This window comes from Mucilaginibacter gotjawali (genome assembly GCF_002355435.1).
GTDB lineage: Bacteria > Bacteroidota > Bacteroidia > Sphingobacteriales > Sphingobacteriaceae > Mucilaginibacter > Mucilaginibacter gotjawali.
Genome location: NZ_AP017313.1, coordinates 5,946,648 through 5,965,595, shown reverse-complemented (window position 1 = coordinate 5,965,595; position 18,948 = coordinate 5,946,648). Strand labels below are relative to the sequence as shown.

Annotated in this window: 17 protein-coding genes; 10 read left to right on the top strand and 7 right to left on the bottom strand. The window is 45.3% G+C overall.

The window, feature by feature from the left end; genetic code table 11:
* Positions 1–42: 42 nt before the first annotated feature.
* Entirely contained in the window at positions 43–1,431 is a 1,389-nt protein-coding gene (gene hisS, locus MgSA37_RS26225; protein WP_096356555.1) for a histidine--tRNA ligase, read from the top strand.
* A 60-nt stretch (positions 1,432–1,491) separates the two neighbouring features.
* Here the strand turns inward: hisS and MgSA37_RS26220 are convergent, their stop codons facing one another.
* From MgSA37_RS26220 to MgSA37_RS28905, 3 genes are all read right to left on the bottom strand, one after another.
* Entirely contained in the window at positions 1,492–1,965 is a 474-nt protein-coding gene (locus tag MgSA37_RS26220; protein ID WP_096356553.1) for a hypothetical protein, read from the bottom strand.
* A gap of 126 nt (positions 1,966–2,091) precedes the next feature.
* Positions 2,092–3,501 carry a DUF5916 domain-containing protein gene (locus MgSA37_RS28910; protein WP_262497488.1) on the bottom strand — a complete coding sequence of 470 codons (1,410 nt, stop codon included), beginning with the start codon at positions 3,499–3,501 and terminating at the stop codon, positions 2,092–2,094.
* Positions 3,502–3,557: 56 nt separating this feature from the next.
* Positions 3,558–4,310 (bottom strand): carbohydrate binding family 9 domain-containing protein, encoded by a 753-nt coding sequence (locus tag MgSA37_RS28905; RefSeq protein ID WP_197706046.1) that lies wholly within the window; start codon positions 4,308–4,310, stop codon positions 3,558–3,560.
* Positions 4,311–4,714: 404 nt separating this feature from the next.
* On the opposite strand from MgSA37_RS28905, the gene MgSA37_RS26210 reads away from it, so the two are divergent.
* A complete protein-coding gene (locus MgSA37_RS26210) occupies positions 4,715–5,725 on the top strand; it encodes a DUF3078 domain-containing protein (protein WP_096356551.1) in 1,011 nt (336 codons plus the stop codon).
* An 85-nt stretch (positions 5,726–5,810) separates the two neighbouring features.
* Here MgSA37_RS26210 and efp read toward each other — a convergent pair whose 3' ends face one another.
* On the bottom strand, positions 5,811–6,374 hold the full coding sequence (efp, locus tag MgSA37_RS26205) for an elongation factor P (RefSeq protein ID WP_096356549.1): 564 nt from the start codon (positions 6,372–6,374) through the stop codon (positions 5,811–5,813).
* 206 nt (positions 6,375–6,580) lie between these two features.
* On the opposite strand from efp, the gene MgSA37_RS26200 reads away from it, so the two are divergent.
* Positions 6,581–7,549, top strand: a complete 969-nt coding sequence (locus tag MgSA37_RS26200; RefSeq protein ID WP_317046611.1) for a pyridoxal phosphate-dependent aminotransferase — start codon at positions 6,581–6,583, stop codon at positions 7,547–7,549.
* A gap of 17 nt (positions 7,550–7,566) precedes the next feature.
* Positions 7,567–7,836, top strand: coding sequence for a hypothetical protein (locus MgSA37_RS29605; RefSeq protein ID WP_317046610.1), 270 nt, complete (start codon positions 7,567–7,569; stop codon positions 7,834–7,836).
* A 98-nt stretch (positions 7,837–7,934) separates the two neighbouring features.
* Here the strand turns inward: MgSA37_RS29605 and MgSA37_RS26195 are convergent, their stop codons facing one another.
* Entirely contained in the window at positions 7,935–8,948 is a 1,014-nt protein-coding gene (locus MgSA37_RS26195; RefSeq protein ID WP_096356547.1) for a dipeptide epimerase, read from the bottom strand.
* 288 nt (positions 8,949–9,236) lie between these two features.
* On the opposite strand from MgSA37_RS26195, the gene MgSA37_RS26185 reads away from it, so the two are divergent.
* The 6 genes from MgSA37_RS26185 (at position 9,237) to MgSA37_RS26160 (ending at position 16,541) form a co-directional block, all read left to right on the top strand.
* Entirely contained in the window at positions 9,237–10,577 is a 1,341-nt protein-coding gene (locus tag MgSA37_RS26185) for a TolC family protein (RefSeq protein WP_096356543.1), read from the top strand.
* An 11-nt stretch (positions 10,578–10,588) separates the two neighbouring features.
* A complete protein-coding gene (locus MgSA37_RS26180; RefSeq protein ID WP_096356541.1) occupies positions 10,589–11,698 on the top strand; it encodes an efflux RND transporter periplasmic adaptor subunit in 1,110 nt (369 codons plus the stop codon).
* Between the two features lie 6 nt (positions 11,699–11,704).
* Positions 11,705–14,926, top strand: coding sequence for an efflux RND transporter permease subunit (locus MgSA37_RS26175; protein ID WP_096356539.1), 3,222 nt, complete (start codon positions 11,705–11,707; stop codon positions 14,924–14,926).
* Between the two features lies 1 nt (position 14,927).
* Positions 14,928–15,233, top strand: a complete 306-nt coding sequence (locus tag MgSA37_RS26170) for a hypothetical protein (protein WP_096356537.1) — start codon at positions 14,928–14,930, stop codon at positions 15,231–15,233.
* Between the two features lie 10 nt (positions 15,234–15,243).
* Positions 15,244–15,456 carry a YgaP family membrane protein gene (locus tag MgSA37_RS26165; protein WP_096356535.1) on the top strand — a complete coding sequence of 71 codons (213 nt, stop codon included), beginning with the start codon at positions 15,244–15,246 and terminating at the stop codon, positions 15,454–15,456.
* 77 nt (positions 15,457–15,533) lie between these two features.
* Positions 15,534–16,541: a hypothetical protein gene (locus tag MgSA37_RS26160; RefSeq protein WP_311732853.1), complete on the top strand. Its 1,008-nt coding sequence runs from the start codon at positions 15,534–15,536 to the stop codon at positions 16,539–16,541.
* Here MgSA37_RS26160 and MgSA37_RS26155 read toward each other — a convergent pair.
* A complete protein-coding gene (locus tag MgSA37_RS26155) occupies positions 16,510–17,178 on the bottom strand; it encodes a rhomboid family intramembrane serine protease (RefSeq protein ID WP_232010737.1) in 669 nt (222 codons plus the stop codon). The genes MgSA37_RS26160 and MgSA37_RS26155 overlap by 32 nt on opposite strands.
* A complete protein-coding gene (locus tag MgSA37_RS26150) occupies positions 17,175–18,917 on the bottom strand; it encodes a M14 family zinc carboxypeptidase (RefSeq protein WP_096356531.1) in 1,743 nt (580 codons plus the stop codon). Before MgSA37_RS26150 ends, MgSA37_RS26155 begins: the two co-directional genes overlap by 4 nt.
* Positions 18,918–18,948: the final 31 nt, after the last annotated feature.

Sequence of the window (18,948 nt, the reverse complement as noted above, 5' to 3'; positions counted from 1 at the left end):
TGTTCGTCCAAAAAATCCTGAAATCATGTTACCTTTGCGGCCATGGCATCCATCAAACCATCAGTACCAAAAGGCACCCGCGATTTTTCGCCCACCGAAATGGTGAGGCGCAATTATATTTTTGATACCATTAAAAATGTTTTCCGCAAATACGGTTATCAGCAGATTGAAACGCCGTCGATGGAGAACCTGTCGACCTTGACAGGTAAATATGGCGATGAAGGGGATAAGCTGATATTTAAGATTTTGAATAGCGGGGATTATTGGAGTGATGCAGAAAATAGGAAACTTAAAGATGAAAGCTTCAATTATAATTCGAAATCACTTTTGCCGATAATTTCTGAAAAAGCCCTCCGTTACGATCTCACTGTTCCTTTTGCCCGCTACGTGGTGCAGCACCAAAACGAGATAACTTTCCCCTTCAAGCGTTTCCAGGTGCAGCCGGTTTGGCGTGCCGACAGGCCGCAAAAAGGCCGCTATCGTGAGTTTTACCAGTGTGATGCGGATGTAGTTGGTTCAGATTCTTTACTAAATGAAGCTGAGTTTGTATTAATTTATGACGAGGCTTTAAGCACGCTTGGGCTAAAGGATTTCACCATAAAAATAAATAACCGCAAGATCCTGTCGGGCATTGCGGAGATCATCGATAAGGCCGATAACATCATCGACCTTACCGTGGCCATCGATAAACTGGATAAAATCGGGCTGGATGGCGTGATCAAAGAACTGATGGAAAGGGGTTTTTCGGCCGATGACATCGAAAAAATAAAACCTGTTATCCTGCTCGAGGGTACTAACGAACAAAAGCTGGAAAGTTTACGCCTCGCCCTCATCAACTCGGATACTGGTTTAAAAGGCTGCGACGAAATTGAAACGGTATTCAACTATATTGCCAATTGCCAACTAATAACTGCCAACCTGGAGTTAGATATTACCCTGGCGAGAGGATTAAATTACTACACCGGCGCTATCTTCGAGGTAAAAACCAACGAAGTGGCCATGGGCAGCATCGGCGGCGGTGGCAGGTATGACGACCTTACCGGGATGTTCGGCCTGAAAGGCCTTACAGGTGTCGGCATTTCTTTTGGCGCAGACAGGATCTATGATGTGATGGAAGAGCTTAACCTCTTCCCTGCGGAAACAGCACAAAGCACTCAATTGCTGATCTGCTGTTTTGATAAGGAGGGCGAGAAATTCGGCTTCCCCATTATCCAGGAATTAAGGAAACAAGGCGTTAGCGCGGAACTGTATCCTGCCGGAGCCAAACTTAAAAAACAACTGGATTACGCCAATGGCAAACATATCCCTTATGTCATCATCATCGGCAGCGAGGAAATTGAGAGCGGCCTGCTCACCCTAAAAAACATGGAAACCGGTGTGCAGGAAAAACGTACGGTTGAACAAATTATAGCAGCGAAGGGAAAACTTTAACCGGCGTACTAGGAAGCAGCAGGCTGCGAGACCTAGCGTTTTACACTTTGTTGGCTAGGTTTAAATACGTTTTAGGTGCCTGTCAATCGATAGGATCAATTGATCTCGGTCATTTATTTCGCGTGGAATGAATATTACACCATTCCCAGCCCACCATCTACTAAATGCACCAACAGTTTTATTATATACTTTGATATCACCATTCTTCTTTTCATCATAATCGACCTCGCTCCAGTCAATTCTCTTATAAGGGGTCATTGGGGCCTTAAGTTCTATACCGACATCGTCTAAAGCTATTTGAAAGCTGCGATACGTCTTTCGTGCCTTTCTGACTCCAATTATTATTGTAAATCCAATCATAAATATTACGCCACAGATAGCTACGCCAATTGACATTATTGGTTTGGTGGGGTTAATGATATCGGGAAGAATAATTAATATTAGTACCACAGCATATATCTTGATAAAGCGAATTGCAATGCGTTGCTGTAGACTGCCAATTAGATCTTGGTTGATTGAAAAAGTTTGGGTCATGAAGTCACAATTAACGCAGTGAAGATAATTAAAGAATTTTAAATTTATGTTTTGATACAAAACGCCGGGCCAATACCATAGCGTTTGATATCATTATTAATTCCGCAGAACAACATCTCTTTCAAATCAAAATTGCTGCAGGTAGCTGATCTTATAAATAATATGATCCTCTGTTTGGGTTTGGATAACCATGTTGTTAATCATATTGGTTACACCCCGGTTATAAATGAGGTAAACATAGGACAACGGCAAAAACTCCCATGAAAGGCGGATATTATAGTTATCGGCATTGTTTAATGAATTGCGCTGGTAAATACCTGTAAGCTGTACCCGCGGGTTAAGCGCAAAGCGGGCACGCAAAACATACAGGTTAACATTGGTGGTTGTTTTATTTTCGCCCACTCCTTCAAAATGGTTGCGGCTGTATTCGCCCAAAAAAGAAATGTAGGGAACTGGCGCAAACTGCAATTTCCAGTCGCCTGAGTTGAGTTTCCCGTTAAAATAAGAGCCGGTTTGATAAATAAAAGAGAGGTTAATGATTTTAGAGGGATCGGTACTGGCCCAGAACTGATGTGTTAAGTAGCTATAGTCCCCGGGCGCAATGCTCACGCCCAGCGGCTGAAAAACACTGGTCAAATGCTGGCGGATGGGATCGATACCGTAGCCAAAATATGCGCCGCTCTTAAAGTTAAGCCATACCGGGAAAAGCGGCAGGTCCATTTCAGCAAATTTGCCGGTAGAGGCAGTATAGTATAGCTCAGGCAGGAAACCCGGTTCAAATGCAAGCAAAACGCTTTTAAAAGGAAGCAAACTGCCCCGGTAGTAAAAGTTTATGCCCGGCGTAGTGCCGATAACGTCTTTGCGGGATACAAAACCCATTTGCGGGTCGAAGTTTTTGGTAACCACAGATTCTGTCCACCAAATTTTATAATGATTGTTGGAATTATAATACTGCATAATACCTCCAAAGCCTTTTTGCCCGGTATTGGTGGTGGTGGACTGGGTAAGTAAAGTATTTAACGAGTTGGATTCGCCCAGGCGGAAAAAGCCATCGACAGTAGTTTCTATATTTGAGCCGCCAGGCTGGTTTTTGACGCTGATCAGCGCCCCAACCCTGTCCTGGCTGCCAAAGTTTTCGGATACCCTGCCCACGAAAAAATTAGTTCCCGGCAGGTCATTTGCTCCCTGCTGGCGGATAGCGATAGCGCCAAAGTTTAATTTGGACGAACGGTAAACAAAGCGTCCGCCCGCAACAATCGGGATCGGATTGCCGGCTGTATCCAAACCAATGCTCCGGCTAAAAAATGGCTGATAGTTCATGCTGCCGCCCGATCCGTCGGGCAGGGGGTTTACCTGCATGCCAAATAAGGAAGCATTCTCCAGGAAGAACTGCCGCTTTTCAGGGAAGAAAACCGAAAAACGCGTAATGTTATTCACCTGTATATCGGCATCGGCCTGGGCAAAATCAGTATGTGCTGTAAGGTCGAGCACCGAGTTTGAATTGATGGCCCATTTTAAATCGCCCCCCACTTTAATACTCGAGGCATGTACCGGTTCCGCGCTTCCAAAATTGGTATAGTGGTCATACGAGGTTAAAAATACGGGTCAACCTGTATATTGGTAGCCGGCGGCGGTGGCTGCAAATTAGTTAAAACGCCTGCATAATCCATATGGGTGGCAGAAAATACCCGCGGGAAGGGCGACAAGGCGGTAACCTCGTTGGTGTAACGCCGGTTGCGGTAAACATTAAAACCCCAGCTTTGCACTGTATCTGCACGTTTGGGATATCGCAATGTTTTCCAGGGGATGGCGATCTCGGCTGTCCATCCCGAATCGGTGCGGTTAGTGCGGACAGCCCAAAGGCCGTTCCAATCAATATCATAATATAGGTCATCAAACGAAAGCAGGTCACGCTGTACGCCATAGGCATTAGTGGCGAAAACCATTGCGTTCCTTTTATCATTAAAAGCATCGATGGAAAGGTTTACAAGATCGTGCCGGGTATAATCAAAATCCCGTACAAAATCCGAAGCCATTATGGCCTTTTTCCCCAATGGGTCTTTACATGTTATACCGAAATAAAGGTATTTTTGGTTATATAAAACCTTAACCAGGGTGGCAAAATTGGGCGCTTTTCCCTGGTAGGGTTCTATTTGTATAAAATCAGGGGAAGCAGGGGCCAAAAGCCATTCAGGCTCATCCAACAAGCCGTCAACTTTAATATTGGTTGATATTTTTACCGCTTTTACGGTTTTCCGGATAGAATCAGGTTTAAAAAAATCCGCATCCTGTGCAAAAGCGTATGATGAAATAAACAATAACAGGAACGGTAATTTTTTAATCATATAATTGGCAACGGGAGGCTAAAAGTATAAAAAAACTTAATTCAATGAATGCCGGGCTGACTGAACAGGGAAATCGCTTTTAAAAATTAATGGACATCAGGAGGCACCTACGGAGCCATCAGCTGCTTTATTTATGCTATAAACCGGCGACTCCTCTGGAGTCGCTGACGGAAAGCCACATTAGTTCCAGCGGAACTACCTGCTTATAGCACGTAAGAATATGTTTTTAATGGCTCCGGCGGAGCCCCCTGTTTAAAAAGCGATTTCCCTGGCTGACTGAAATTGTATGGTATTTTTACAAACAAAAAGCAATATTTTTAATAGATATATAATAAATTTGCGGCTAAAGTGTTAAAGTAGCTGAACGTGTGTATTGCTTTCAGCTTAAATTTTAAATACCCGCTATGCTAAAAACCGTTTCCGGGGTTTTCTTCCTGTTGTTATTTGGCTTTATTATATCTGCAAAGGCCCAAAATACCGACTCCCTTAAATCAGATACCAATCAACTCAATAGATACCGTGTTGACCCGGGCCATAACGCGCTGCCTAATATATTAAGGCCGATTAAGATACAGCCCAGCCAGTTGCCTGTTAATTTGCTTGATTACAAAATAAATTATTGGCATAAATCCCTGATCTTCGGGCTTAATTTCAGCCAGTCATCATTCACTAATAATTATAGTGCCGGTGGTATAAGCGCCATCGCATTAGGGTCGAATTTAGATTTTAAAACGGAATATAATAAAAAGCCTTTTGACTTTGCATCCGAAACAAATTTGGTTTACGGTGTTTCCAAAAATAAAGGACAGGGCTCGCGGAAAACAAACGACCGCATATTTTTCGATAACAAGGTGGCAACCCAACTATCCAAAAAATGGTTCTTTTTTGGATCGCTAACCTTTGAATCGCAGTTCTCGGCCGGGTATAACTACACCAATCCCGATGGTTCAAATGCGCAAAACCCATACCTGATATCAGATTTTATGTCGCCGGGATACCTGACAGAATCATTAGGGTTTGAATACAAGCCGGTGAAATATTTCGATCTAAGGCTGGGTACCGGTACCGCAAGGCAAACTTTTGTGCTGGATACCACCATTTACCATAACCAGGCAGGTAATTACGGTGTGCCGATAGACCATACAGTTTACAATGAATTGGCGGTACAGGTAGTAGCGCAGCTGGATAAAGACCTTTCGAAAAACGTCCATATCAATGCCAGGTACGCTGTATTTATTCCATACATCCAGCCACTGGCCTATACCAGCCACAGGCTTGATGCAACGTTAACCGCAAAAGTAACCCGCCTGATAGCGATGACGGTGAATACGACCGTCCTATACGATAAAAACACCTCCACTGCAATCCAGGGAACAGAAGGGCTGGCGCTGGGTATGCTTTATAAATTTCCGTAAAGCACAATTTGCATCATAAGGCATAACAAATAAAAACCCGGTGAGCTTTTAAACTGACCGGGTTTTTATTTTTACAGCGGTGATCTTATCCCTTAGCGCGTTCAACATAAGCGCCAGTGGAAGTATCAACCTTAATCCTGTCGCCGATATTGATAAATAAGGGAACTTTTATTTCGGCGCCTGTTTCAAGGGTAGCATTTTTCATTGCACCACTGCTGGTATCGCCTTTAACGGCAGGTTCAGTGTACGTTACTTCCAGTTCAGCAGAACCCGGCACCTGGCCCATTATCGGTTCATCGCTTTCAAAGGCTACTATCACGTTCATTCCTTCTTTCAGGAACTTTACCGCCGGGCCAAATAATGCTTTGGGGATATTGTGCTGATCATAGGTAACATTGTCCATTACTACCAGCGAGGAGCCGTCGTCATATAAGTATTGGTAGTCGCTGGTTTCAACCCGGGCGATCGTTACCTCTTCATCCGTACGGAAACGGTATTCAACCAGTTTGCCGCTTTTAACGTTACGCATGCGCGCCTGGTAAAATGCGCGCAAATTGCCGGGAGTGCGGTGTAAAAATTCTTCAACCTGTAACAACTCGCCGTTAAACCGGATAAAGTTGCCATTTTTTAATTCGGATGCCTTAGCCATATGGGTAAAATATATAATCGAGGCGCAAAATTAGGCACTTAACGCCAAAGAAACAAGAGGGTTACAGAAGTCGATGGTCCATAGTCGATGGTCAATAGCCATTCTTATTAAAAAAAATGAAAATATCCATGGACTATGGTCCATCGACCATGGACTAATAAATTAAAATCCGCACCTTTGCACATCCACTATTTGCACACCTAGAAATGAGCGTATCTGTATTGGCCCAAAATCTGCATGGGTCCGAAATAATAAAAATTGCAGGAGAGATAAATGAATTGAAGCGCCAGGGCCAAAATATTGCCAATTTAACCATCGGCGATTTTGACTCCAATATTTACCCTATTCCGGAAGACCTGAAGCTGGGTATCGTTGATGCATATGAACATCGCCACACCAATTATCCGCCTGCAGACGGTATGCTCAGCCTGCGCGAAAGTGTATCGGCTTTTTTAAAGAGCCGGTTTAATTTTGATTATGCCCCAAACCAGATCCTTATCACCGGTGGATCAAGGCCATTGATCTATTCGATATTTATGGCAATTGTTGATCCCGGCGATAAAGTGGTTTTCCCGGCGCCATCATGGAACAATAATCATTATTGCGATCTAACACGAGCCGAAGCGGTCATCATTCAGACCACGCCCGAAAATAATTTTATGCCTACGGCAGAGGAGTTGCGCCCGTTTATTAAGGGTGCTACGATGCTGGCACTGTGCTCGCCGCTTAACCCGACAGGTACCATGTTCAGCAAAAAGGACCTGGAGGAAATTTGCGACCTGGTAATTGCCGAAAACAAAACCCGCCAACCCGGCGAGAAACCGCTGTATATTTTGTACGACCAGATCTACTCGCAGCTTACCTTTGGCCAGCACCGCCATTATGACCCGGTAAGCCTGCGCCCTGAACTGAAGGACGTAACCATCTTTGTTGACGGCGCCTCGAAATGCTTTGCTTCAACAGGTGTGCGTGTGGGCTGGGGCTTCGGCCCGGCGCATGTGGTTAACCACATGAAATCCATCGTAGGGCACATGGGCGCCTGGGCGCCAAAAGCAGAGCAGGTTGCCATGGCTAACTTTTTAAAAGACGATAACGCGGTAAACACCTATCTATCCGCTTTAAAAATTGACATACAAAAAAGTTTAACCGCGCTTTATGAAGGCTTTCAAAACTAAAAGCTGAAGGCTTAAAGGTGGATGCCATTGAGCCCATGGGCGCAATTTACCTGACGCTGAAAATTGATTATACCGGCAAAACTACGCCCGAAGGCAAAGTGCTGAAAACGGCTACCGACATCAACTTTTATCTTATCAAGGAAGCTAAGGTGGCCTTTGTTCCCTTCTCGGCATTTGGTACAGGCGAGGACATCAACTGGTTCAGGGCGTCAGTAGGCGCAAGCACATTAAGCGAAATCGAACAATTGGCGCCGAGGATCAAAGAAGCTTTGCTAAAGCTTAAATAGCTGCGATTTTCATCGGTTTAATGGTAATGGAGTATTGCTTGGTTACCGTCCTTTTTCATTCGTGAAAATTCGTTCCTATTCGTGAAATTCGTGTTAATTCAATTATTTTTTAATCCCAACCCCGGCTCATAGTTCAACACCCACTTCCCTTCTACAAATTCGGGCAACTGGTAGGGATTATTACTTGTTAAAAACGGGCCGTCCAAATCGGCCCAATCGCATTGGGGGGCCAGGGCGGCTGCGGCGAGGGTGGCGCAGCTGGTTTCGCTCATGCAGCCGATCATTACTTTTAAACCCAGTTCCCTTGCTCTTAATATCATCTGGTGCGCCTCGTACATCCCTGCAGATTTCATTAGCTTTATATTGATGCCGTGGTAAATACCTTTGGCCTTTTCCACATCCGGCAAACGCTGTACAGCTTCATCGCCGATAAGCGGGATGGGGCTGCGCTCGGTGAGCCATGCGTTACTGTCCGGGTCGGTTTTTAGCATGGGTTGCTCTATCAGTAAAACACCCTGCTCATGCAACCAGTGGCACATATCCAGGCTTTTTTCCAGATCCGTCCAGCCCTGGTTGGCGTCCACAAACAGCGGCAGGTCGGTTACCGATCGGATGGTTCTGATGAGTTCTTTATCACTGTCGCGGCCCAGTTTTACTTTAATGATCTTACAATCCGGGTTTTCCTTTACTTTTTGCACGATCACTTCCGGCGTATCAATACCAATGGTGAAACTGGTTAAGGGCATTTTGGCTGGGTCGCTGCCCAGGATTTGCCAGCAGGTTTTTTGTTGCAGCTTGCCGTCCAGGTCGTGCAGGGCGATATCGATACCGGCTTTAATGGCCGGGTTGCCGGGGGCGATGCTGTCCAGGTAGGCAATGATCGCCTCAAAATCAAAAGGGTATTTAAACTGGTTGGCATCAACCTTTTTTAAAAACGCGTTGGCAGTTTCATAACTCTCGCCCATATAAGGCACCATAGACGCTTCACCGTAACCGGTTTGCCCCTCATGCTCTACTTTTATCAACATTACGGGGGTTGAAGTACGCGAAAATTTGGCGATGGTAAAGGTATGCCGCAGCAGCAGTTCGAAGGGTTGGTAAGTCAGTTTCATGTTAAATTCAAAGCTAAAATATTATAGGACTTGTCGGAAAAAAATGTTGAACCAGGGGTTACCGGCAAACAGTTTGGTCATTTACCGTACCGGTTAATATCTTATATTATATCCCCAGGCGGCGTTAGCGCCGGCAAAAATACCCAGATATCACCCGGGTTGTTTTACATTTTCAATAGCTATGAATTGCTCCTAAAGAAGTTCCTGCGCTTTTAAATAGCCCTACCGTAACAAATGTTACGATTTGCTATTTTTTGCCCCGGTAGTTTTGCATCAAATTAAATATTAATGAGCAGCAAAACTTATTTTATTTCGATAGCCGTTGCGGGATCCATCATCCTAAGCTTGTTTGCCGGGAAGGTTTCGGCACAGGATACCGTTAAAACCTTAAGCTTAACCGATGCTATATCGGCTACCTTAAATAATAACCATGCCATACAGCTGGCCAAACTGGACGAAAATATCGCGGCATCAAATTACAAAACAACCGAAGCCGTGTTTTTGCCGCAGGTAGGCGTATCCTACACCGCCATGGGCACTAATGACCCGCTGAACGCCTTCGGGTTTAAATTGCAGCAACGTTCTATCACGCAAGCTGATTTTAACCCGCAATTACTTAACCACCCCAACGGCACTGCCGATTTTAACGCCAAACTGGAAGTACAGCAACCCATACTGAATATGGATATGCTGTACATGCGCAAAGGCGCCCAAAAGCAAACTGAAGTTTACCAGTACAAAACACAGCGCACCAAAGAGTACCTGATCTTCGAGGTGCAAAAGGCTTACCTGCAATTGCAGCTGGCTTATGATGCGGTTGGTGTGTTAACCGAAGCTGAAAAAACGGCACAATCGGTTTACGGGTTTACAGATAACCATTACAAGCAGGGGCTGATCCAGAAATCGGACCTGTTAAACGCGCAGGTGCAGGTTACTACCGTGCAAAGCAGCCTGGAGAAAGCCCAAAGCAATATCCGCAATGCGAGCGACTATTTGAGCTTGCTAATGGGCCAAAAGGCAGGCATCACCTATAAAATTGAAGCGCCGCAGGAGATTGCAGGCAATGCAGATACTAGCCAGAAGATAGCGCCCGGCCGTGCTGATTTTATGGCTATGCAAAAGGCTATTGAAGCATCGGACCTGATGATTAAATCGAGCCGGATGAGTTACCTGCCCAAACTGAACGCCTTCGGTAATTTTCAATATAACGATAACCGCTTAACCGGTTTTGGCGCCAACGCCTACTTTGTGGGCGCACAACTGTCATGGGATGTGTTTAAAGGCAACAAAACCAAAAATACCATCGCCACGCAAAAACTGGAACGCGATAAACTAAGCGAACAACTGGCACAACAAAAAGACCAGGGCCAGCTGGAACTTAATAAAGCCTACCGCGACCAGTCAGACGCTCAATTTGAGATCAGGCAGGATAAAGCCGCTGTTGAACAGGCCGCCGAAGCCTTAAGGATTTTACAAAACCGCTACCAGCAGGGTTTGGTAAACACCACCGACATACTGATGGCGCAAACACAACTATCGCAGCAAAAATTCGCACTGGCGCAGGCACAGTTCAGCCTGAATCTTACCCGCGCATACATACAATTATTAACCACTTCAACCACAAAATAATTTACTCAACCATGAGCAAAACGATAAATTTAAACAGGGCCCTACAATTGTTAACAGGTATTGGTATCGTCATCCTTAGTTCCTGTTCATCGAAACAGAAAAGCGAGGCCACTGTAAATGCTGATTCGGCCATTATGGTAAGCATAGCCATTCCTGCGGCGGGCCAGGCGCAAAGCATCAATGTAAGCGGGCAGGTGGAGGCCTCACAGTCGGCCACGATAAGCACCCGGGTAATGGGCTACATTACCAAACTGGATGTAAAAATTGGCGACCATGTAAACAAGGGCCAGTTGCTGGGCACCATCAGCAATGATGACATTAAGGCCAAACGGGCGCAGGCAGATGCACAAATAGCACAGGCCGAAACCGCCTATAAAAATGCGCAAAAAGATTACGACCGCTTTACCGTATTGTACCAGCAGCAAAGTGCCTCTGCTAAAGAGATGGATAACATAGCCATGCAACTTAGCGCAGCCAAAGCTGGCCTTGAATCGGCCAGGCAAATGCGTAACGAAGCCACCGCAATGCTGAGCTATACCAGTTTAACCGCGCCTTTTGAAGGTATCATTACCCAAAAAACATTGGATGACGGCAGCATGGCCAATCCCGGTATGCCGATTTTAACCATTGAGCGCAAGGGCAGCTACCAGGTCAGCGCCTCCGTTCCTGAAAGCGCCGTCGGGCAGGTAAAACAGGGCAGCACCGCATTAATCAGCATTTCGGCGATCAACAAAACTATTAAAGGCACCATAGCACAGGTAAACCAGAGTTCAGCCTACACCGGCGGGCAATACATCATCAAAGTTACCATCCCCGATGATGAAAAAACCGGCCTTTACGCGGGCATGTATGCCAATGTAGGCATCCCGGTAAAACAACCCGCAACAGCAACCATCGGCAGCGACCAGGTAATGGTGCCGCTTGCCTGTATTGAGCATAAGGATGAACTGACAGGCTTATACACGATCGGCAATAACAATACCGCCATGTTAAGATGGGTGCGCCTGGGTAAAGTTTATGGCGATAAGGTTGAAGTGCTGAGCGGCCTCGCCGCTGACGAGCAGTTTATAGTAAGCGCCGATGGCAAATTGTTTAATGGCGAACCTGTAAAAATTAAATAGACAACGATGAAGAACGGATTTGCAGGAAATATAGCAAAGGCTTTTTTACAGTCGAAATTAACCATATTGCTGATGATCGCCTTTTTACTGATAGGCGGGTACAGCACATTTTTAATTCCGAGGGAAGAAGAGCCGCAGATACAGGTGCCGATGGCCGATATTTTTATTGGCTATCCGGGTGCTGAACCAAAGGATGTGGAAACGAAAGTATCCGCGCCAATGGAGAAAATCATCTCGAACGTAAAAGGGGTAGAGTATGTTTATTCCACCTCCATGAAGGGACAGGCGATGATCATTGTACAGTTTTATGTCGGCGAAGATGTAGAGCGCTCATTGGTAAAGCTTTACAGCGAGCTGATGAAAAACTTGGACAAAATGCCGCAGGGCGTTACCCTGCCCATGATAAAAACACGCGCTATTGATGATGTGCCCGTTTTAGGCCTTACCCTGTGGAGCGATAAATACAGCGATTACCAGCTGAAACAGATTGGCCAGGAGCTGACAGGCGAAATTAAAAAGATCAGTGATGTATCGGATATCAACATTATTGGCGGGCGCAATACCGAGATAAAAGTATTGCTGGATAAAAATAAGATGGCTGAAAATCATGTTGATTTTTTATCGGTCAGCAAAATGATCCAGGGCGGCAATATGCAGCTGCAGGGCGGCGAACTGCTGCAAAGGGATACCGCATTTTCGGTAGAGACCGGCAACTTTTTAGCTACGGTGGATGATGTGGCCAACCTGATTGTGGGTACCAACCAGCAGCAGCCTGTTTATTTAAAGCAAATAGCGAAAGTGGAGGAGGGCCCTGAATCGCCCAACCAATACGTGCTGTTTGGTTATGGCAAAGCCGATGCCACGCACGCCAAAGTATTCAGGTCAAATTACCCGGCAGTTACGCTTTCGGTCGCCAAGAAGAAAGGTGCGGATGCCATGCAGCTGTCTGACCAGATCCTTAAAAAAGTCGAATTGTTAAAAAAAGATCTGCTGCCTAACGATGTACACCTGAGCGTTACCCGCAACTATGGTGAAACAGCATCAGACAAGGTATCTGAACTGCTGTTCCACCTGTTTATAGCTATTGTGGTAGTAACGGTGTTTGTAATGCTGGCGATGGGTTGGCGCGGCGGGCTGGTGGTATTTTTATCGGTACCGGTAACCTTTGCACTTACCCTGTTTGCGTATTATTTTATGCATTACACGCTCAACCGCATCACGCTGTTTGCACTGGTATTTATAACGGGTATAGTGGTTGATGATTCTATCATCATTGCCGAAAACATGCACCGGCATTTTAAAATGAAGAAGCTGCCACCGTTGCAAGCGGCTATATATGCCATTAACGAAGTGGGCAACCCCACTATCCTGGCAACCTTTACGGTTATTGCGGCCGTATTGCCAATGGCCTTTGTTTCGGGCATGATGGGGCCATACATGAGCCCGATGCCTATCGGGGCATCCATCGCCATGATGTTATCGCTGATCGTTGCTTTAACGCTTACACCTTACCTGGGTTATATTTTCCTGCGGGAAAAAGAAAAGAAAGGTATCGGCCATGAAGAAACCAAGCCACGCACGCTTGAGCAAACCGGCATTTATAAGATCTACAGCGCCTTCATCAAACCGATGCTGGAAACCCGCTGGAAACGCTGGACATTTATTTTGAGTATCGTGGTGGTTCTTTTCGCATCGCTATCTATGTTTTATACCAAGGCGGTTGCGGTAAAAATGCTGCCATTTGATAACAAGAACGAGTTCCAGGTGGTGGTGGATATGCCGGCCGGTACTACGCTGGAGAAAACCCAGGCGGTGACCAAAGATATTGCCGACTATGTTTCGCGGCAGCCGTTGGTGATGAATTATGAATCTTATATCGGTACTTCGGCCCCCATCAGCTTTAACGGGCTGGTAAGGCACTATGATTTGCGCCGTGGGGATAACGTGGCCGATATACAGGTGAACCTGGTTGATAAAAAAGACCGCAGCCTGCAAAGCCATGCTATAGCCAAACAAATGCGCGGCCCAATACAGGCCATCGCCAAAAAATACAATGCCAATGTTAAAATTGTGGAAGTGCCGCCTGGCCCTCCCGTGCTGTCAACCCTTGTCGCTGAGATTTACGGCCCGGATTATCAACAGCAAATAAATATTGCCAAACAGGTAAAAGACCTGTTTAATAAAACCCCCGATGTGGTGGATGTTGACTGGATGGTTGAAGCCGACCAGCCCGAGTACCACATCGAAGTAAATAAAGATAAAGCGATGCGTTATGGCATCGCCACCGCGCAGGTAGCAGCAACAGTAAACGCCGCTTTGTCGGGTATGGCGGTTGGTAATTTATCGGAGCCAGCATCGTATAAGCAAACTGCAATCAAACTGCAATTAAACGATGCCGATAAATCAAGCCTTGATGATATCCTTGATCTGAAGATCGCCAACTTGCAGGGCAATACGGTGCCAATAAAGGACCTGGTAACAGTTACCAAACAGATCCGCCAGAAAAGCATCTACCGCAAAAACCAAAAGGAAGTGGTTTATGTGCTGGCAGATATGGCCGGGAACCTGGAAAGTCCTTCGTATGCGATATCAGATGTGTCGGATCATTTGAAGAATATTAAAGTACCTAAAAGTTTTACCTTAACTGAAGAGTATACCCACCAGCCGGTGATGGAAGACAATTACAGCCTGAAATGGGATGGCGAATGGCAGATCACCTTCGAGGTATTCCGCGACCTGGGTATCGCTTTCGCGGTGGTTATCCTGATGATCTATATCCTCATTGTGGGCTGGTTCCAGAACTTTACGGTGCCCTTGGTGATGCTGGCGGCTATTCCTTTATCGCTGGTGGGTATTATCCTGGGTCATTGGATGCTTGGCGCTTATTTTACTGCCACCAGCATGATCGGCTTCATCGCGCTGGCCGGGGTAATGGTGCGCAACTCGGTGCTGCTGATCGATTTTATCAATATCCGCTTACGGGAAGGTATCCCGTTAAAACAATCTATTATTGAGGCAGGCGCAGTACGTACCACTCCGATATTATTAACCGCAGGCGCTGTTGCCCTGGGCGCGGTAATTATTTTGTTCGACCCGATCTTCCAGGGCCTGGCCATCTCGTTAATGGGCGGTACCATCACTTCCACCTTTTTAACGCTGCTGGTGGTTCCTTTGCTTTATTATAAAATGATGCGTAAAAATATCCTGAACAAAAATAAACCGATATAACATGAAATTATTAATAGTTACCTGCGTGAAGGAATGCAAGGACGATGTTTATAAACTATTTAAACAGGCTAATATCAATGTATTCAGCGCGACCGACCTGGTAGGGTTTAAAAACAACCAAACAATTAACCTGGCGGAGGAATGGTTTGCCCGGGGCGATGAGCAATTTGACAGCCTGATGGTTTTCAGCTTTACCGCTGACGAAAACGCGGAGCGCGGCCTTGAATTATTTAAAAACTATAACGAAACCCATACGCCCGACTTCCCGGTCAGGGCATTTATGCTTCCCGTAGAAAAGTTTATTTAAGCTGGAGAATATGATAAATAGAATCGTACATGCCGTAGCCGGCGCCTTAATTTTAGCCAGTTTTGCTTTAGCTGTTTTTGTCGATATCAACTGGATGTGGCTCGGTATTTTTGTTGGCGCTAATTTATTGCAGTCGGCCTTTACCAATTTTTGTCCCCTTGAAAGAATATTGATCGCGTTTGGTGTTGGCGGACAGAAAAACTCCGTTGAAGCAGCTAAATAAAACCAAAGGTTAGGCTGGTTTCAAAGTTGTTGGTGAGGCTGTTTTTTGATTTTACCGCGACATAACAAGTCACCGGTATGTGTATCTTTGCCGCCATGCCGGCACAAATTTATAACCCGTTCAGCACTTTTAACTTTAGCAACCGCAACTGTTTTTTAACAGGGGAGGCTTTAACTTCTGCCGAAGAGAAGATCCAGGTTTTTCCTCAATGGCTGATGAGCCGTTATAAACTGGAGGATCAGCCCCTGAAAATGCTTGACGAAAACATGATCACTTATAAGGATCTAAAGGTTCCTTGTAAAGCCAGTGTGAACGAAGCTTTTTTGGAGCCGCTGGAGGCCGAGATTGCAGCGGCATTTGATATCGGTTATGAAGCTGTAAAAGCGCTGGATGATTTGAAATTATTTCAATGGGCGGGCAAAATGTTGTATGGAGTGATCTTTAACGAGATCCAATCGGGCATTAAACAGCAACATGCGCAGGGCGAAGAGTTTAATATTTCGCAGGCCATTATCCATAAGTTTACCAACCTGCATTTAATGCTGCAAAGCTTAAATCTTCCGGTAATTTTTGACGGCTTTAAGCCCTATAGCATTTTTTTATTTAAGGTTGATAATGATCCGGACGAATTCTATTACCGCGATGAGATCAATACTTTAACGTTTTCTTTAAGGATAAAAGATTTCGGGTTGATCCTCTGTTTACAGGATAACGGCGCCAATGGCAGGTACCATAAAGAAACGGTTGACAAAATAGGAGATGCCATGTTGCATCCAATCCAGTTTGAGGAGTTTTGCGGGCGGGTATTTTATTCGGCCTACCTGTTTAACCGCCTGCCCGAGTATAATATTTTGCCGGTTGGGGATGAGATCTATTTGGAGGCGATGCCCCTGCGCGGCATGAGCAGCAAACCTTTATTTGACGACTGGATGCCAAAAACCTACGGGCAGGTGCTGGAAAGCTTCTGGAAAAACTGGGGGTTTTTGCTGTTCGAGATTATCAAAAATCCCGAACAGCCCATGAGCTTTTTATTTAATGCTGACGGCAGCCTGATCAATGGATCCACGATTGAACTTTCTCGCTGACTTGCATCAAAAAATCATGCGCGGTGTGCGGATGCAGAATGATAGTAAGCAACAGCCCGCTTAACGCGCCAAACATATGTGCATCGTGGTTAACATTGTCCTGTGCACGTTTTGAAGCGTAATTACAATATACCAGGTACAACGCCCCGAAAACGATTGAATAAATTGGAAAAGGGAACGGAATGATGTACATGGACCCCATAGGATTGTACATAATATAGCTGAATATTACCGCACTAACAGCACCCGAAGCGCCCAGGCTATGGTACCAATCATCGTTCCTATGTTTGTAAACCGTTGGCAGGTCGCTTAAAATTAAACTGAGCGTATAAAGCAAACCAAATTGCCAATGGCCTAAAACAGGTTCCAGTTGAAACGCAAAAAAATAATAGGAAAGCATGTTAAAGAACAGGTGCATCCAGTCATTATGAATAAGACCACTGGTAATTACGGTATAAACCCGGTAGCCTTTTGAAACACTGGCCGGGTGCAGTATCATGTTACTATAAAGGGTTTCATTATAAAAAGCCCATAGAGAGGTAGCTATGGTGATTGCAAATATGAACGAGGCCACCGGCGCAGTCATGATAAGCTGCATCATGCCGGAATCTTCGGCCTGCAATAGGATATTGGTCATTTTAAATCAAGTTTTGTATCAGTAAGCAACCTGCCTACCGGGTAGCGAAGGTATGTTTTTTCGAAATAGGTCGAATTACGGTAAACAAAATATAATTGCGCGGAAGCGCTGGCGGCAAGTTTAGGGTCTTTCAGTTTTTCATCCTCCAGTTTTTTCTTCAGGTCAGGGTCTTTTTTTAATAAGTCAGCGGCCACATCCTCAAAAACGTAATCCGAAAAATATTCTTTCTCGCCCAATACCGAGTCGAAGAAGTTCCATGCAAAAAATGAATCCACGCCCTGTGGCTCCAATGTTTCTACAATATAGCGGTTAAGCGCCTGGTTGGTATAAACAACGTAATCGCCGGCATAAAATTTTACTTTTAGGTCTACGGGGTTCAGTTTGACGTTACTGTGCAGGTAATGGCCTTCGTATGGGCGTTGGGGTGTTTTATAATCGCCAATGTAATATAGCTGCAAATCAAGCGTGGTATCATGCGCCAGCTGTTTCATAGCAACATTATTAAGCTTAAACAAATCGATCACCTTCCCCCAAGCCTGCGGGATCACATAAGCCAGGGGCTTATCAATGGTTGCGCTGGCTTTGTAATTGTCAAAATATTTAATGGTTTTGGTATAGGGCTTGCTTCTGTCGTAATACAAACGCGGCAGGCCGCTTACTTCGCTGGTTTTATGGCCTGCGTAAAAACCTTTAAATACAAGGGTATCATAATGCTGCTCATCAAGTTCCCAGTTAAGGGCAAAGGTTTTCTGCTGTTTTACCTGTTCATCGGCATCATGTTTTACCTGGCCTATTTGTTTGGCATCGCGTTGCACAATGTCTATCAAATGCTGCATAAAATCATAAGTGGCATACACCCTTTTATCAAAAGCTTTCAGCATATGTGTTTCGGTAATATAGCTGATGATATTGTGCTGTGCGGTAAAGCCGGTAGCAAAGCGCGGCGTCTCCAAAAAACTTACAATGCCCGAATCCGGGCTGGTTTCTTCACTTTCCACGTATGGGGTCATCTCGTAACCGCTTGTTTTCATCCTTTTGTATAACTCCGGCGATAACGTTTTCGAAGTGTATGCAGCGAGGATGGGGTTTTGTTTATCCTTCTGCGTCTCAATCAGGGTCATTACGTACTGGTAATCGGCGCCATCGCTGGTATGGTTATCCAAAAAGACCTCCGGGTTCCAGGTATTCAAGATCTTTTCAAAAGCCAGCGCATTGCGGCTGTCGGCCTTGATAAAATCACGGTTCAGATCCAGGTTGCGGTAATTCCCCCTGAAACCGTAGGCCCGCGGGCCGTTCTGGTTGATGCGGCTAAGGCCGCGGTTCAAACAACCATCAATATTATAAACCGCGATCAAACAGATGACCACATCTTTTGGCAGGGCATTTTTTTTGAGCAGGTCGCGGGTAAGCATCATGCTGGCGTCGATACCTTCCGGTTCGCCGGGGTGGATGCCGTTATTGATAAGCAGTACCCTTTTATTTTGCTTTTTGATGAGGGCCGGATCAAAAACCTTATCGCGTGATAAAACAACAAGGGTTAAGGGCTTGCCAACGTCGGTCATGCCAATATTCAACAGGCGCATTTGAGGGTAATGGGCGCTTAATTTTTGGTAATAAGCTATTATTTCGCTGTAGGTAGCGGTATAGTTTTTATCCTTGCTTAATTCAAATGGGGTAAGCTGGGCCTTCGCGGAGCAAAAAATAATACAAATAAACAGCGCCGTTAGAGTTGATTTCATTTGATAAGTTTTGACAAAGTTATTTGATTAG